The organism is Listeria monocytogenes (assembly GCF_013282665.1).
GTDB lineage: Bacteria > Bacillota > Bacilli > Lactobacillales > Listeriaceae > Listeria > Listeria monocytogenes_C.
In genome coordinates, this window is record NZ_CP054041.1 from 21,082 (window position 1) to 35,361 (window position 14,280).

Consider the following 14,280-nt stretch of genomic DNA (forward strand, 5'->3'; position numbering starts at 1 on the left):
GCTTGGTTTGCGTTTTTTCTTTCATTTCGTCATTAATTATTGACGTTCTTGCAATATTTCCCTAAAATGAAGGGTAGACATCTGAAACATATGGAAGTGAAAAAGGAGAGAAAAACATGGCTAATGCCTCAAAATCTGCACTTACGAAACAAACTGGATTTCAAAAATGGTGGACATTACTTCGCCCACATACCCTTGTAGCCTCTTTCGTTCCAGTATTTCTTGGAACATCGGTCGCAATGAGCTACACCAGTTTTCATTTTACACGTTTTATCGTTATGCTCATTGCTTGTTTCTTTATACAAACATCCGCCAATCTATTCAATGAATATTTTGATTATAAAAAAGGACAAGATGATGAGCACTCGGTTGGAAATGGTGGTGCTATTGTCCGCAATGGTATGCGCCCTGGATTTATTTTATTCCTAGCTATCTTTTTATACATACTATCCATTCTCGGTGGCGTGTATTTATCTATTGAACTGAATTGGTATGTAGGCTTACTTGGTGCTATTTGTATGTTGGTTGGTTTCCTTTATACAGGTGGTCCCTATCCAATTGCTTATACGCCATTTGGTGAAATTATGGCAGGATTCTTTATGGGAGGAATTATTACTTTCATTTCCTTCTATATTCAAGCAGAATTTATTAGTTCGTTTATCGTATACGTATCGATTCCAGTAATGGTGCTCGTTGGTAACTTGCTACTTGCTAATAGTATTCGTGATTTAGTACCTGATAAGAAAAATGGCCGTTTAACCTTAGCTATCTTGCTAGGTCGCAAATGGGCAACCGTTCTTTTCGCAGCTGCTTTTCTGTTCAGTTACGTATTTGAAATCGCTCTTATTTTCACACAAGATGCTCCGTGGTGGACGCTTCTGATTTTACTTAGTTTGCCAGAAGCTATTCGCGCCGTGCGTCGTTTCATCGGCAAAACCTCGCCGATTACAATGGTTCCTGCAATGAAATCTACCTCCAAAGCATTAACAATCTTCGGAATCACACTAGCGCTTGCTTACCTTTTAAGTCTATTATCAAGAAATTTATTCATGTAAAAAAAACTGGTTGTCCTCGTGACAACCAGTTTTTTTATTTAGATCCAATTTGGACTTGCTGTTTATTTTGGGCATATTTCGCTAATTCTATCGACAAATCATATCGTAAAAATGGCGTAATAATATAAATCCCTTGGAAATGCTCACAAATCGCATCCACTAATTCACGAGCAATTGCCATCCCTTCTTCATTCGCGTGACCGTGCTCCTCTGCTTTCCTCATTCGCTCCCGCACTTCATCTGTCAAACGAATCCCCGGAACCTCATTATGCAGAAATTCCGCATTCCGACTTGATAAAAGAGGCATAACGCCAATAAAAAGAGGCACATCAATTTTAGCTTTTTGTAAGGCTTCCTTTAGTAAAACAGCTTTGTTCACATCGTAAATTGGCTGCGTAATAATATAATCCGCACCATATTCCACTTTCCGTTCAATTAAACGCACCGCTTTTTCTAAATTAAGTACATTTGGATTAAACGCCGCACCAACATGAAATCGCGCTTTTTCTTTGAGCGACTTTCCTGTATAAGAAATCCCATCATTAAACTTTTTAATAAGTTGAACTAATTCTACCGACCTTAAATCAAACACGGAAGATGCTCCAGGAAAATCTCCTACTTTGGTTGGATCCCCCGTAATGGCAAGCACATCATGCAGTCCCAGCTTATGAAAACCCATCACATGCGAATGCATCCCGACCAAATTATGATCCCGCGTCGTCAAATGTATGAGCGGTTTAATCCCATACTCATGCTTCAAAATCGAAGCTAGTGCCATATTGCTAATCCGCGGTGTGGCCAGCGAATTATCCGAAATCGTAATCGCATCAACTCCTGCTTCATCAAGCGCCTTGGCCCCTTCAAAAAATTTCGTAGTATCAAAAGTTCGTGGCGGATCCAGTTCCACTAAAATCGTCAAGCCTTCCTTCACTTTATCCAGCAAACGTTCACCTGGTTCTGCATCCTCCACTTCTTCCGGCACAAGTTCCAAAATCGGCCGAACTTCTTTTTCCAAAATCGGCTTTGTCGTTTCAAGTCCTTTTCGTAAAGCACGAATATGATCTGGTGTCGTGCCACAACAACCACCAATAATCCGAGCACCTTCTTGCCGAAAAATCTCCCCATAATGTTCAAAATAATCCGTATCCGATTGATAAATCACTTTTCCTTCTTGCATTTCAGGCAAACTAGCATTGGGATAAACCGCCAAATAAGCATTATCATACAGCGGTACTGTCTCAAGAGCACGCGCCATGTGATATGGACCAAGCCGGCAATTAATACCAACTACATCCGCTCCAAGCGCAATAAGTTCTTCCAGCGCATCCGGCAATTTTTTCCCATTTTGAAGGATACCCGGCTCATGCATAGAGACATTCGCAACTACCGGTAAATCAGTAGTCTCACGAAGAATTTTCAACACCGTTTTAAGCTCATCTAAATCATAATACGTTTCCAGCAAAATCGCATCCACACCATCTAACAAAAAACAGTATAGCTGCTCCCTAAAACTTCGCTTAATTTCTTCAAGTGGAGCCGCCGGAAGTCTTGCATCCACTGCCCCATTTATTCCACCAATCGTTCCAAAAATATAGGTTCCAGTCCCTCTCGCTGCTTCTTTTGCTAATCGAATGGCGGCTTGATTAATGCGCTTCACTTCATCCTCTAAACCATATCGCGCTAATTTTATATAATTCGCTCCATACGTATTCGTTTGGATAATATCCGCCCCAGCACCAATGTAGGCTTTATGAATCGCAACAATATCTTCCGGATGAGACAAATTTAGCTCCTCAAACGAACGATCCACTCCATAAGAATAAAGCAAAGTGCCCATCGCGCCGTCAGCAATTAATACTTTTTCACTTAAATCTTTTCTTAAATTCATTTCGCAACACTTCCCTTCTTAATGAAAGAAAGTGCTTGTTTTAAATCAGCAATCAAATCATCGGCATCTTCTAGTCCAGCTGAAAAACGTAATAAGCCTGGCGTAATTCCTTGTGCCAAACGCTCCTCTTCCGGAACAGCCGCATGAGACATTTTAGCCGGATAAGAAAGAATGCTCTCAACCGCACCTAGACTCACAGAAAACACTGGCAATTCCAAATGTGTAACTAGTTCCCGCACCGCTTCTTCACTACCAAGATCAAACGATAAAACAGCCCCGCCACTTGTCGCCTGTTCCACTTGAATGTCATAACCCGCATGAGAAGGTAACCCTGGATAATGCACTGCCACCACATCTGGTTCCGCATTTAAAAATAGCGCAATTTTCTCCGCCGTCTCCGTCCCAGCTTTCATCCGGACGGAAAGTGTTTTAAGTCCTCGCAACAACAACCACGAATCCTGCACACCAAGAACCCCACCAGTCGAATTTTGCAAAAAGTAAACGGCTTCGGCCAAACTAGGATTATTTGTCACAATTAGCCCCGCCAAAATATCGCTATGCCCGCCAAGAAACTTCGTCGCACTGTGGATAACCAAGTCTGCGCCTAAATCTAACGGTTTTTGAATTAGCGGAGTCAAAAATGTATTATCCACAAACGTGTAACACCCATTTGCTTTCGCAAGTTTTGCAACCGTCCGAATATCCGTCACATGTAGCAGCGGATTTGAAGGTGTTTCCAAGTAAACCAATTTCGTATTTGCTTGAAACGCCTTAGCAACCTCGTCAATATTTGTTGTGTCAACAAAAGTATGCGTAATCCCAAACCGCGGCAACACTTGCTCCACCAAACGAAACGTCCCGCCATACACATCTTTTGCAATGATAAAATGATCTCCTTTTGAAAGCGTAAAAAGTGCTGCAGAAACAGCCGCCATTCCACTAGCAAAGGCAAAACCATTTGTACCACCTTCCAGTTCTGCAATCGCCTGTTCCACTTTTTCCCTGGTTGGGTTTCCACTTCTTGCATAATCATAAGCATGGTAGTTATCAAAATCATGTTGATGGAAAGTAGAAGATAAATGAATCGGCGTATTAAGTGCACCTGTCTCTTTATCAATCCCGAGGCTCGCTTTAATAACAGCCGTATCTTGCGCATATTCATTAGCCACGAGCGCTCACTCCTTCCAACACAGTATCGAGTGCCTTAGATAAATCAGCAATCAAATCTTCGCTCGCTTCTATTCCAACTGAGATACGCAACAATTTATCTGTCAGCCCGTAAGAATTCCGCAACTCCACCGGAATATCCGCGTGCGTTTGTGTCGTTGGATAAGTAATCAAACTCTCCACACCGCCTAAACTTTCTGCAAAAGTAAACAATTCTAGTTCTTTCAAAAGTGGCGATACGAGCGCCGCATCTCGAATAAAGAAACTAATCATCCCGCCACGCCCTGGATAGCGAACTTCCTCTACCAACTCATGCCTTTCCAAAAACGCCGCGATTTTCTGCGCATTCGCTTGATGTTGTCTCACACGCAAAACCAGCGTCTTAAGGCCACGAATCAATAACCAACTATCAAATGGCGATAGCACTGCCCCCGTCGCATTTAACTGATTAAAAAAGAAATTCCCAAGCCGCTCCTCTTTTACAATAACCGCCCCAGCAAGCACATCATTATGACCGCCAAGATACTTCGTCGCACTATGGATCACAATATCCGCGCCCAAAGTTAACGGTTGTTGTAAAACTGGTGTATAAAATGTATTATCCACAATCACAAGTAAATCATGCGCGCATGCCCATTCAGACACAGCCGCAATATCTGTTTCCTGCATTAAAGGATTCGTTGGAGTTTCAATGAAAATCGCCTTTGTTTCCGGGCGAACTAATTTTTCCAACTCTACAATCTTCGCCCCGTCCCAATACGAAAATCCAATATTATATTGTGCGCCAAATTGTTCAAAATATCTAAAAGTCCCCCCGTACAAATCCTGTGAACTAATAATATGTTCGCCGGTTTTAAAAAGCTGGAAAACAAGTTGAATCGCACTCATCCCTGAACTCGTTGCAAAAGCATGCGTTCCATTTTCTAGTTCCGCGAGCGCTTCCTGTAAAGCATCTCGCGTCGGATTTCCAGTTCTAGTATAATCATACCCCGTTGACACTCCAAGATCGGCATGCTGGTAAGCTGTAGAGAAGTAGACTGGCATATTGACAGCACCCGTTCTTTCACATTTTCTATTTCCAATTTGCGCTGCTATCGTCTCTTGTTTCAGCTTTGCCATAATTACCTCTCCTCCATTCCTTTATTTCTCTAATACTTGATATTCCGCACGTACTTCTTTAGTCGCTTTAATCATATCTTGAAGAGCCGCAATCGTTTCAGGTTCTTTTCGCGTTTTCAATCCACAATCCGGGTTAATCCAAAATTGTTTTGCATCAATTGCACGTAACGCCCGGCGAATATTGTCTTGGATTTCAGTCACAGTCGGAACACGTGGACTATGAATATCATAAACCCCAAGGCCAATTTCCTTATCATACGTCACTTCTTCAAAAGTCGAAATAATCTCCCCGTGACTTCTTGACGTTTCAATCGAAATAACATCCGCATCTAAAGCACTAATCGTATCAATAATATCGTCAAAGTCCGAATAACACATATGCGTATGAATTTGCGTATCATTTTGGACCGAAGCCGTTGTTAATTTAAACGAATAAATCGCATCCTCTAAATATTTTTGCCATCTCGCTTGTTTTAATGGCAAACCTTCACGTAAAGCTGGCTCATCCACTTGGATCACTTTAATACCATTACGTTCCAGTGCTTCTACTTCTTTACGAAGCGCGAGTCCAACTTGATTAGCAACAACACTTTCAGGGACATCATCACGAACAAAACTCCAATTAATAATTGTCACCGGCGCTGTTAGCATTCCCTTCACTGGGCGCTTCGTTAATGACTGTGCATAGACGCTTTCTTTCACGGTAATTTCTTCTGTAAAAGCAACATCCCCGTAGATAAGTGGTGGACGAACCGCTCTCGAACCATAGGATTGTACCCAACCAAATTTCGTTGCCTGGAAACCAGCTAATTTTTGCCCGAAATATTCTACCATATCCGTCCGTTCGAATTCCCCGTGAACTAATACATCAATATCCAACTCCTCTTGAATTTTAATCCAACGAGCTGTTTCTTTTTCAATAAAAGTATTATATTCCGCGTCCGTTATATTCCCTTTTAACCAGTCAGCACGCGTCTTCCGAACTTCCGGTGATTGTGGAAAACTTCCAATCGTTGTCGTTGGGAAAAGCGGTAATTTCAACCAAGCATGTTGCAACTTAATCCGTTCCGCAAATGGCAACTCCCGGTCCACCCTTACGTTTTTCAAATTAGCAATGGCATCTTGAACTTCTAAATTATTTCGATGACTAGATTCATTAAGTGCCGTCACTGCCGCACGAGATTCTGCTAGTTCAGCTGTCACACTTTCCGCACCATTTGTCAAAGCCTTCGTTAAAATAGCAATCTCATCTAATTTCTGATCAGCAAATGATAAGCCACCAAGAATCACTTCATCCAAATCCGGCTCACTTAACTTCGTCACCGGTACATGGAGCAATGAATTAGAAGGCTGAACAATCAACTTCCCATCCGCCACATAATTCGCAATTTCTGTAAGTAGTGCCAGTTTCACATCCAAGTCACTCCGCCAAACATTCCGCCCATCAACCACACCGGCCGCTAAATACTTATCTTCCGGAAATCCATGAGACTTCAAAGCTTTTAGTGAATCTCCATGGTCATGCACAAAATCAATTCCAATCGCCGCTACTGGTAAATTGACAATCTCTTCATAATAATCCAAACTTTCGAAATATGTTTGTAACTCGATTTTCAAATTTGGTACCGCCGCTTGAAATGCTTGATACACTTTTTCAAATAACACGATTTCCTTTTTATCAAAACTAGTTGCAAGATACGGCTCGTCGATTTGCACCCACGTAGCACCGGCTGCCTCAAGTTCTTTCAAAATCTCTACATACGCCGGAATAAATTTATCTAACAATACTTCAAAACTTTCCGCATCGCTACCTTTTCCAAGTTTTAAATAAGTAATTGGCCCAACAAGCACTGGTTTTCCTTCAATACCAAGCTCTTTCTTCGCTTCTTCGTAATAGTATAGTGCCCGATTATCCAACACTTTCGGCTCCGCATCAGCGAGTTCTGGAACAATATAGTGATAGTTCGTATTAAACCATTTAGTCATTTCAGAGGCCACCGCGTCATTTTTACCACGTGCAATATCAAAATATGTATTTAGCGAAACTTTTCCACCGTCATGTTGAAAACGTTTTGGAATAATTCCAAATGTCACACTCGTATCAAGTACTTGATCATAAAAACTAAAATCACCAACCGGAATCAAATCAATCCCTTTATCTTGTTGTTTTTTTAGCGCATGCAATCGTAAAGTCTTCGTTTCTGCCAATAACTCCTCTTCTGAAATCGTACCATTCCAGAATTTTTCTAACGCACGTTTCCATTCACGTTTCTCCCCAAGTCTCGGGTACCCCAAGTTTGAACTAATCGCCTTCACCATAATTATCACCTTATCCTCTCAATTTTTTGCCAATAAAAAACCTCCCTAGAGAACTAGAGAGGTTTGGAAGTTTCGATACACAAATACAGTGAAACTTTTTAAGTCTCTCTTATCTCTCGAAGCATTACACTTCGCAGGATTTAGCACCTTTTCAACGAATTGAAAGGTTGCTGGGTTTCAACGGGCCAGTCCCTCTACCACTCATAATAAGAGTAATTTATTTAGTTTTTTAATCACTTAAATTGGATTGAAGTTATCATACCACTTGCACCTAAAAACTGTCAATCATTAATTTCCCATTTTCTTTTCAAGCGCATCTTTTCGTGCTCCAAATACTAGCAACAAACAGCCAAGCACAAGGATTCCGGCTACCGCAAAATAAAATATTTGATTTCCAAAAATCCCTATCATGATTCCAGTCGCACTCGGTCCAATAATACTCCCCAAACTAAAGCACATACCGACCAAAATATTCCCAGCCGGAAGCAATTCCAGTGGCGTCAAATCCGTCATGTAAGATAATCCAAGCGAGTATAAAGACCCAAGTAAAATCCCCAAAACAAAGAAGAATACTACATATAAAACTGGTATCTTAACAAATGCGGTCAACACAAAAACAACAGCTCCTGCTCCCGTCAACAGAGGTAATACTTTTCCTCGTCCAAACTTATCACTAACAATCCCAATAGGCACTTGAAAAATAATCGTCCCTACCGAAAAAGAAGAAATAACCATCGCAATCATCAGCGTATCGAGCCCATCACGCAAGCCGACAACCGGAAAAGTCGCATTAAGCCCAGTCTCCAAAATCCCATATAAAAATGGCGGAATCATCGCTACCCAAGCCAATTTAAATACATCCGAAAAGCGTTTCAAACTACCCCAAAAAGAAATTTTCCGAATCACGGCCTTTTCACCGACAAATTCATTGCGAACAAACCAAACGAGTCCCCAAGCTATCAAAACTAAAATCCCAGATAAGAAGAAAGGTAAGTTCACATTTATTTCTGCTAAATTAACCAATTGAGGCCCAATCGCAAATCCTAATGAGAAAAATAAACCATAAATAGCCATATTCCGACCACGTTTACCAGGATCACTCATTGCTCCAATCCAAGTCTGCGAAGAAAAATGTAACATATGATCCCCCACACCAATAAGCAACCTTAATATAAACCAAAAATATAAATTAAACCAAATAGGAAAAGCCAAAATCGCAACCGCAACTAACCCTCCCCCTACTAATATAATTGGCTTATAACCATATTTATGAAGAGGTGCTTCAATAAATGGCGAAATAAGTAAGACACCTAAATAAATTCCTGTAGCATGAAAACCATTAATTCCTGCACTTATACCGTTCTCTTCTAATATTATCGCAATAAGTGGTAATAAAACTCCTTGTGACAACCCTGAAATGGCAACAACCATCGTCAAAATCCAAAACTTTCCTTTAGCCCCCATTAGATACCTCCAAAACTTTACTAAATAAAAAAACAATGTCATAAATTGACATTGTTCTTTAGGATGACCCGTACGGGATTCGAACCCGTGTTACCGCCGTGAAAGGGCGGTGTCTTAACCGCTTGACCAACGGGCCATATCTGGCGGAGAAGGAGGGATTTGAACCCTCGCGCCGCGCGAGCGACCTACACCCTTAGCAGGGGCGCCTCTTCAGCCACTTGAGTACTTCCCCAGATATGAAAATCTATTCTCATTTAAAGAATAACTCCACAGGCAGGACTCGAACCTGCGACCGATCGGTTAACAGCCGATTGCTCTACCAACTGAGCTACTGTGGAATAAAATGGGCCTAAATGGACTCGAACCATCGACCTCACGCTTATCAGGCGTGCGCTCTAACCAGCTGAGCTATAGGCCCTCAGTAAAAATATATACATGGTAAAAAGCGGGTGATGGGAATCGAACCCACGACAACAGCTTGGAAGGCTGTAGTTTTACCACTAAACTACACCCGCATAATAATAATTTTAAAAACAAAGGGCGGATAATGGGAATCGAACCCACGAATGCCTGAACCACAATCAGGTGCGTTAACCACTTCGCCATATCCGCCATAAGGCAAAAATGTTAAAAAAAGAATGGCTTGGGACAGAATCGAACTGCCGACACCTTGAGCTTCAATCAAGTGCTCTACCAACTGAGCTACCAAGCCATAATGGCGGTCCCGACGGGATTTGAACCCGCGATCTCCTGCGTGACAGGCAGGCATGTTAACCCCTACACCACGGAACCACTATTGCGGGGGCAGGATTTGAACCTACGACCTTCGGGTTATGAGCCCGACGAGCTACCAGACTGCTCCACCCCGCGACAATAATATTAAATTTTAGTCCACATATCACAAGTGAAAAAACGGAGGAAGAGGGATTCGAACCCCCGCGCGGTATTACCCGCCTGTCGGTTTTCAAGACCGATCCCTTCAGCCAGACTTGGGTATTCCTCCATGATAATAATAAAGTGACAAGTGGACCTTGCAGGACTCGAACCTGCGACCGGACGGTTATGAGCCGTCTGCTCTAACCAACTGAGCTAAAGGTCCAAGATTGAAAATAGCGGCGGAGGGAGTCGAACCCACGACCTTTCGGGTATGAACCGAATGCTCTAGCCAGCTGAGCTACACCGCCATAATAATAAGGCTACCATTTCCAAAATATGTGATTAAAATGTGAAGCAAGTGGAGCCTAGCGGGATCGAACCGCTGACCTCCTGCGTGCAAAGCAGGCGCTCTCCCAGCTGAGCTAAGGCCCCATAATTATAAGGGATAAACAATCGGGAAGACAGGATTCGAACCTGCGACCCCTTGGTCCCAAACCAAGTGCTCTACCAAGCTGAGCTACTTCCCGTTTAATAAAGTGCGCCCAAGAGGAGTCGAACCTCTAACCGCTTGATTCGTAGTCAAGTACTCTATCCAGTTGAGCTATGGGCGCAAAATAAGTGCCGAGGACCGGAATCGAACCGGTACGGATATCACTATCCGCAGGATTTTAAGTCCTGTGCGTCTGCCAGTTCCGCCACCCCGGCGTTGCTATAAAATATGGAGCGGAAGACGGGGTTCGAACCCGCGACCCCCACCTTGGCAAGGTGATGTTCTACCACTGAACTACTTCCGCATATTTTATAATAAGTGCGGGTGAAGGGACTTGAACCCCCACGCCTCGCGGCGCCAGATCCTAAATCTGGTGCGTCTGCCAATTCCGCCACACCCGCAAAAGTGAGCCGTGCTGGGTTCGAACCAGCGACCCTCTGATTAAAAGTCAGATGCTCTACCAACTGAGCTAACGGCTCCCTATAATAATATGTATTATTATAAAGATAATATTAATGGTGCCGGCTGCAAGAGTCGAACTCGCGACCTACTGATTACAAATCAGTTGCTCTACCAACTGAGCTAAGCCGGCATAAAAAATGGAGGTTAACGGGATCGAACCGCTGACCCTCTGCTTGTAAGGCAGATGCTCTCCCAGCTGAGCTAAACCTCCAGAAATACTGCCCGGCAGCGACCTACTCTCGCAGGGGGAAGCCCCCAACTACCATTGGCGCAGAGAAGCTTAACTACCGTGTTCGGGATGGGAACGGGTGTGACCTTCTCGCCATAACTACCAGACAATATTGAGTTGTTGAAAGATTGCTCTCTCAAAACTAGAGAAGAAAGGGTTCAGTTAGGTAACTTCGTTTCATTTTTTGGTTAAGTCCTCGATCGATTAGTATTTGTCCGCTCCATGTATCGCTACACTTCCACTCCAAACCTATCTACCTGATCATCTTTCAGGGATCTTACTTTCCGAAGAAATGGGAAATCTCATCTTGAGGGGGGCTTCACGCTTAGATGCTTTCAGCGTTTATCCCTGCCACACATAGCTACCCAGCGATGCTCCTGGCGGAACAACTGGTACACCAGCGGTGTGTCCATCCCGGTCCTCTCGTACTAAGGACAGCTCCTCTCAAATTTCCTGCGCCCGCGACGGATAGGGACCGAACTGTCTCACGACGTTCTGAACCCAGCTCGCGTGCCGCTTTAATGGGCGAACAGCCCAACCCTTGGGACCGACTACAGCCCCAGGATGCGACGAGCCGACATCGAGGTGCCAAACCTCCCCGTCGATGTGGACTCTTGGGGGAGATAAGCCTGTTATCCCCGGGGTAGCTTTTATCCGTTGAGCGATGGCCCTTCCATGCGGAACCACCGGATCACTAAGCCCGACTTTCGTCCCTGCTCGACTTGTCAGTCTCGCAGTCAAGCTCCCTTGTGCCTTTACACTCTGCGAATGATTTCCATCCATTCTGAGGGAACCTTTGGGCGCCTCCGTTACTCTTTAGGAGGCGACCGCCCCAGTCAAACTGCCCACCTGACACTGTCTCCCCACGCGCTAAGCGTGGCGGGTTAGAATGGTCATACAGCCAGGGTAGTATCCCACCATTGCCTCCTCGTATGCTAGCGCACACGTCTCTTCGGCTCCTACCTATCCTGTACAAGCGGTACAAACATTCCATATCAGGTTGCAGTAAAGCTCCACGGGGTCTTTCCGTCCTGTCGCGGGTAACCTGCATCTTCACAGGTACTATAATTTCACCGAGTCTCTCGTTGAGACAGTGCCCAGATCGTTGCGCCTTTCGTGCGGGTCGGAACTTACCCGACAAGGAATTTCGCTACCTTAGGACCGTTATAGTTACGGCCGCCGTTTACTGGGGCTTCAATTCGTACCTTCGCCGAAGCTAAGCACTCCTCTTAACCTTCCAGCACCGGGCAGGCGTCAGCCCCTATACGTCACCTTACGGTTTTGCAGAGACCTGTGTTTTTGCTAAACAGTCGCCTGGGCCTATTCACTGCGGCTCTCTCGGGCTTGCACCCTAATAGAGCACCCCTTCTCCCGAAGTTACGGGGTCATTTTGCCGAGTTCCTTAACGAGAGTTCTCTCGCTCACCTTAGGATTCTCTCCTCATCTACCTGTGTCGGTTTGCGGTACGGGCAGTACTACTCTTCCTAGAGGCTTTTCTTGACAGCGTGAAATCAGGAACTTCCGTACTTAATTTCCTTCCCCATCACAGCTCATGCTTCGCAAGAAGCGGATTTGCCTACTTCTCACACTCACTGCTTGGACGCACATTTCCATTCGTGCGATTCCCTATCCTTCTGTGTCACCCCATCGGTTAAACAATTAGCACTGGTACAGGAATCTCTACCTGTTGTCCATCGCCTACGCCTATCGGCCTCGGCTTAGGTCCCGACTAACCCTGAGCGGACGAGCCTTCCTCAGGAAACCTTAGATATTCGGTGGAAGGGATTCTCACCCTTCTTTCGCTACTCATACCGGCATTCTCACTTCTAAGCGCTCCACCAGTCCTTCCGGTCTGACTTCACCGCCCTTAGAACGCTCTCCTACCACGAACCTCTTTAGAGGTTCATCCACAGTTTCGGTAATATGTTTAGCCCCGGTACATTTTCGGCGCGGGGTCACTCGACCAGTGAGCTATTACGCACTCTTTCAATGGTGGCTGCTTCTAAGCCAACATCCTGGTTGTCTAAGCAACCCCACATCCTTTTCCACTTAACATATATTTGGGGACCTTAACTGGTGGTCTGGGCTGTTTCCCTTTCGACTACGGATCTTATCACTCGCAGTCTGACTCCCGAGTATAAGTACATGGCATTCGGAGTTTATCTGAATTCGGTAACCCGAGAAGGGCCCCTAGTCCAAACAGTGCTCTACCTCCATGACTCTTTACCTCGAGGCTAGCCCTAAAGCTATTTCGGAGAGAACCAGCTATCTCCAAGTTCGATTGGAATTTCTCCGCTACCCACACCTCATCCCCGCACTTTTCAACGTGCGTGGGTTCGGACCTCCAGTAAGTATTACCTTACCTTCATCCTGGACATGGGTAGATCACCTGGTTTCGGGTCTACGACCTGTTACTTATGCGCCCTATTCAGACTCGCTTTCGCTACGGCTCCGCTTTTTCCGCTTAACCTTGCAACAAATCGTAACTCGCCGGTTCATTCTACAAAAGGCACGCTATCACCCATTAACGGGCTCTAACTACTTGTAGGCACACGGTTTCAGGAACTGTTTCACTCCCCTTCCGGGGTGCTTTTCACCTTTCCCTCACGGTACTGGTTCACTATCGGTCACTAGGGAGTATTTAGCCTTGGGAGATGGTCCTCCCGGATTCCGACGGAATTTCACGTGTTCCGCCGTACTCAGGATCCACTCTGGAGGGAAAGCCATTTCAACTACCGGGCTGTTACCGTCTTTGGCGGGCCTTTCCAGACCGCTTCATTTATAACTTTCTTTTGTAACTCCGTATAGAGTGTCCTACAACCCCAAGAAGCAAGCTTCTTGGTTTGGGCTCTTTCCGTTTCGCTCGCCGCTACTCAGGAAATCGATTTTTCTTTCTCTTCCTCCAGGTACTTAGATGTTTCAGTTCCCTGGGTCTGCCTTCCTTACGCTATGTATTCACGTAAGGATACTATCCGACTAAAGATAGTGGGTTCCCCCATTCGGAAATCTCTGGATCAACGCTTACGTACAGCTCCCCAAAGCATATCGGTGTTAGTCCCGTCCTTCTTCGGCTCCTAGTGCCAAGGCATCCACCGTGCGCCCTTTCTAACTTAACCAATTTACTTCTACGAAGTAAAGGTTGTTTTTCTGATTTTCTGTATCAGCGATGATACAGAAAGTCAGATGAAAGATTCACTTTCAGATGATTCTC

At 44.6% G+C, this 14,280-nt stretch carries 6 protein-coding genes, 21 tRNA genes, 2 rRNA genes and 1 riboswitch; of the genes, 1 reads left to right on the forward strand and 28 read right to left on the reverse strand.

Features of this window, described 5'->3' with window-relative positions; genetic code table 11:
* The first annotated feature begins 116 nt into the window (after positions 1-116).
* The gene (locus HRK21_RS00100; RefSeq protein WP_003723268.1) at positions 117-1,055 is read left to right on the forward strand and encodes a 1,4-dihydroxy-2-naphthoate polyprenyltransferase; all 939 of its coding nucleotides are present in this window, start codon (positions 117-119) and stop codon (positions 1,053-1,055) included.
* A 34-nt stretch (positions 1,056-1,089) separates the two neighbouring features.
* Here HRK21_RS00100 and HRK21_RS00105 read toward each other — a convergent pair whose 3' ends face one another.
* The 28 genes from HRK21_RS00105 to HRK21_RS00240 form a co-directional block, all read right to left on the reverse strand.
* Positions 1,090-2,943 (reverse strand): bifunctional homocysteine S-methyltransferase/methylenetetrahydrofolate reductase, encoded by a 1,854-nt coding sequence (locus tag HRK21_RS00105; RefSeq protein ID WP_070006757.1) that lies wholly within the window; start codon positions 2,941-2,943, stop codon positions 1,090-1,092.
* Positions 2,940-4,112 (reverse strand): cystathionine beta-lyase, encoded by a 1,173-nt coding sequence (gene metC, locus HRK21_RS00110; protein WP_003739124.1) that lies wholly within the window; start codon positions 4,110-4,112, stop codon positions 2,940-2,942. The genes HRK21_RS00105 and metC overlap by 4 nt, the downstream gene beginning before the upstream one ends.
* Positions 4,105-5,229 carry an aminotransferase class I/II-fold pyridoxal phosphate-dependent enzyme gene (locus HRK21_RS00115; protein ID WP_070006758.1) on the reverse strand — a complete coding sequence of 375 codons (1,125 nt, stop codon included), beginning with the start codon at positions 5,227-5,229 and terminating at the stop codon, positions 4,105-4,107. The genes metC and HRK21_RS00115 overlap by 8 nt, the downstream gene beginning before the upstream one ends.
* Positions 5,230-5,250: 21 nt before the next feature.
* The gene (gene metE, locus HRK21_RS00120) at positions 5,251-7,548 is read right to left on the reverse strand and encodes a 5-methyltetrahydropteroyltriglutamate--homocysteine S-methyltransferase (RefSeq protein WP_070006759.1); all 2,298 of its coding nucleotides are present in this window, start codon (positions 7,546-7,548) and stop codon (positions 5,251-5,253) included.
* A 106-nt stretch (positions 7,549-7,654) separates the two neighbouring features.
* Positions 7,655-7,761, reverse strand: a riboswitch (SAM riboswitch).
* A gap of 75 nt (positions 7,762-7,836) precedes the next feature.
* Positions 7,837-9,012 carry an MFS transporter gene (locus tag HRK21_RS00125; protein ID WP_070006760.1) on the reverse strand — a complete coding sequence of 392 codons (1,176 nt, stop codon included), beginning with the start codon at positions 9,010-9,012 and terminating at the stop codon, positions 7,837-7,839.
* Between the two features lie 64 nt (positions 9,013-9,076).
* Positions 9,077-9,148, reverse strand: a tRNA-Glu gene (locus HRK21_RS00130).
* Positions 9,149-9,153: 5 nt separating this feature from the next.
* Positions 9,154-9,244, reverse strand: a tRNA-Ser gene (locus tag HRK21_RS00135).
* A 33-nt stretch (positions 9,245-9,277) separates the two neighbouring features.
* Positions 9,278-9,350 (reverse strand) — tRNA-Asn (locus HRK21_RS00140).
* A gap of 6 nt (positions 9,351-9,356) precedes the next feature.
* A tRNA-Ile gene (locus HRK21_RS00145) sits at positions 9,357-9,430 on the reverse strand.
* A 26-nt stretch (positions 9,431-9,456) separates the two neighbouring features.
* A tRNA-Gly gene (locus HRK21_RS00150) sits at positions 9,457-9,527 on the reverse strand.
* A 24-nt stretch (positions 9,528-9,551) separates the two neighbouring features.
* Positions 9,552-9,624 (reverse strand) — tRNA-His (locus tag HRK21_RS00155).
* Positions 9,625-9,651: 27 nt separating this feature from the next.
* Positions 9,652-9,724, reverse strand: a tRNA-Phe gene (locus HRK21_RS00160).
* Between the two features lie 4 nt (positions 9,725-9,728).
* Positions 9,729-9,804 (reverse strand) — tRNA-Asp (locus HRK21_RS00165).
* Between the two features lie 4 nt (positions 9,805-9,808).
* Positions 9,809-9,882 (reverse strand) — tRNA-Met (locus tag HRK21_RS00170).
* A 43-nt stretch (positions 9,883-9,925) separates the two neighbouring features.
* Positions 9,926-10,015, reverse strand: a tRNA-Ser gene (locus tag HRK21_RS00175).
* A gap of 22 nt (positions 10,016-10,037) precedes the next feature.
* Positions 10,038-10,111, reverse strand: a tRNA-Ile gene (locus HRK21_RS00180).
* Between the two features lie 11 nt (positions 10,112-10,122).
* Positions 10,123-10,196 (reverse strand) — tRNA-Met (locus HRK21_RS00185).
* A gap of 51 nt (positions 10,197-10,247) precedes the next feature.
* Positions 10,248-10,320 (reverse strand) — tRNA-Ala (locus tag HRK21_RS00190).
* Between the two features lie 21 nt (positions 10,321-10,341).
* Positions 10,342-10,415, reverse strand: a tRNA-Pro gene (locus HRK21_RS00195).
* A 10-nt stretch (positions 10,416-10,425) separates the two neighbouring features.
* Positions 10,426-10,499, reverse strand: a tRNA-Arg gene (locus tag HRK21_RS00200).
* A gap of 8 nt (positions 10,500-10,507) precedes the next feature.
* Positions 10,508-10,593, reverse strand: a tRNA-Leu gene (locus HRK21_RS00205).
* 14 nt (positions 10,594-10,607) lie between these two features.
* A tRNA-Gly gene (locus HRK21_RS00210) sits at positions 10,608-10,682 on the reverse strand.
* Positions 10,683-10,697: 15 nt separating this feature from the next.
* Positions 10,698-10,779: transfer RNA gene (locus HRK21_RS00215), tRNA-Leu, on the reverse strand.
* A 5-nt stretch (positions 10,780-10,784) separates the two neighbouring features.
* Positions 10,785-10,857: transfer RNA gene (locus tag HRK21_RS00220), tRNA-Lys, on the reverse strand.
* 37 nt (positions 10,858-10,894) lie between these two features.
* A tRNA-Thr gene (locus tag HRK21_RS00225) sits at positions 10,895-10,970 on the reverse strand.
* An 8-nt stretch (positions 10,971-10,978) separates the two neighbouring features.
* Positions 10,979-11,051 (reverse strand) — tRNA-Val (locus HRK21_RS00230).
* Between the two features lie 9 nt (positions 11,052-11,060).
* A 5S ribosomal RNA gene (gene rrf, locus HRK21_RS00235) occupies positions 11,061-11,176 on the reverse strand.
* Positions 11,177-11,253: 77 nt separating this feature from the next.
* Positions 11,254-14,185: ribosomal RNA gene (locus HRK21_RS00240) — 23S ribosomal RNA — on the reverse strand.
* Positions 14,186-14,280: the final 95 nt, after the last annotated feature.

Bases quoted from the DNA above. Each gene is read 5' to 3' on its own strand.
- HRK21_RS00105 (WP_070006757.1), bottom strand. From the start codon at position 2,943: ATGAATTTAAGAAAAGATTTAAGTGAAAAAGTATTAATTGCTGACGGC.
- HRK21_RS00115 (WP_070006758.1), bottom strand. From the start codon at position 5,229: ATGGCAAAGCTGAAACAAGAGACGATAGCAGCGCAAATTGGAAATAGA.
- HRK21_RS00100 (WP_003723268.1), top strand. From the start codon at position 117: ATGGCTAATGCCTCAAAATCTGCACTTACGAAACAAACTGGATTTCAA.
- metE (WP_070006759.1), bottom strand. From the start codon at position 7,548: ATGGTGAAGGCGATTAGTTCAAACTTGGGGTACCCGAGACTTGGGGAG.
- HRK21_RS00125 (WP_070006760.1), bottom strand. From the start codon at position 9,012: ATGGGGGCTAAAGGAAAGTTTTGGATTTTGACGATGGTTGTTGCCATT.